We start from the raw sequence: 968 nt of genomic DNA on the forward strand, positions 1-968 counted from the left end.
TCGGGTGCGCTGGGCATGCTGGTCGAATGGGTGCTGATACGGCACCTCTATCGGCGTCCGCTCGATACGCTGCTGGCGACCTGGGGCCTCAGCCTGATCCTGCAGCAGGCCTATCGGTCGATCTTCGCCCCGCGCGAAGTCGGCGTCGAACTGCCGCAGTGGATGCTCGGCTCGCTGAAGGTCACCGACAGCATCGAAGTGCCGATCAACGGCGTGTTCGTGATGTGCCTGACGGTGCTGATCACGATCGTCGTGGCCTACGTCATGTACAAGTCGCGCTGGGGCCGACAGGTCCGGGCCGTGGTGCAGAACCGGGTGATGGCCGGCGCCGTCGGCATCAACACCGAGAAGGTCGACCGCTACACCTTCGGCCTCGGCTGCGGCATCGCCGGCATCGCCGGGAGCGCCTTCACGATGATCGGCTCGACCGGGCCGACCTCGGGCCAGCTCTACATCGTCGACACCTTCCTGGTCGTCGTGTTCGGCGGCGCCGCCAGCTTGATCGGCACCATCGCCTCGGCCTTCAGCATCTCGCAGACGCAGTCGACGCTCGAATTCTTCATGTCGGGATCGATGGCCAAGGTGCTGACGCTGCTCTCGGTCGTCGCCATCCTGATGTTGCGCCCGCAGGGTCTGTTCGCCCTCAAAGTCCGCAAGTAAGCAGAGGCTCACGCTCATGAACGACAACGCGCGCTTCGTTAATCGCAAAGAGCTGATGGGCATTCTGGTTCTGGCCGCTCTTCTGGTCGTGATCCTGCCGCTCTGCCTCGATGTCTTCCGGCTCAACCTCGTCGCCAAATATCTCACCTACGCCTTCGTGGCGCTCGGGCTGGTGATCTGCTGGGGCTACGGCGGCATTCTCAGCCTCGGCCAGGGCGTGTTCTTCGGCCTCGGCGGCTACTGCATGGCGATGTTTCTGAAGCTCGAAGCCTCGAGCGTCGAGAACACCTAGATCCAGTCGACCCCGG

Annotated in this window: 1 protein-coding gene and 1 pseudogene; both read left to right on the plus strand. The window is 63.7% G+C overall.

What is annotated here, in order from left to right; translation table 11 throughout:
- The coding region (gene urtB, locus I5M_RS11905) for an urea ABC transporter permease subunit UrtB (RefSeq protein ID WP_022721608.1) at positions 1-660 on the plus strand (660 nt) is incomplete at its 5' end.
- A gap of 16 nt (positions 661-676) precedes the next feature.
- Positions 677-949: pseudogene (locus I5M_RS11910) on the plus strand (urea ABC transporter permease subunit UrtC); the annotation flags it as partial.
- Positions 950-968: the final 19 nt, after the last annotated feature.

It is taken from the genome of Rhodopseudomonas sp. B29 (assembly GCF_000333455.1).
In the GTDB taxonomy this organism is placed as follows: domain Bacteria; phylum Pseudomonadota; class Alphaproteobacteria; order Rhizobiales; family Xanthobacteraceae; genus Rhodopseudomonas.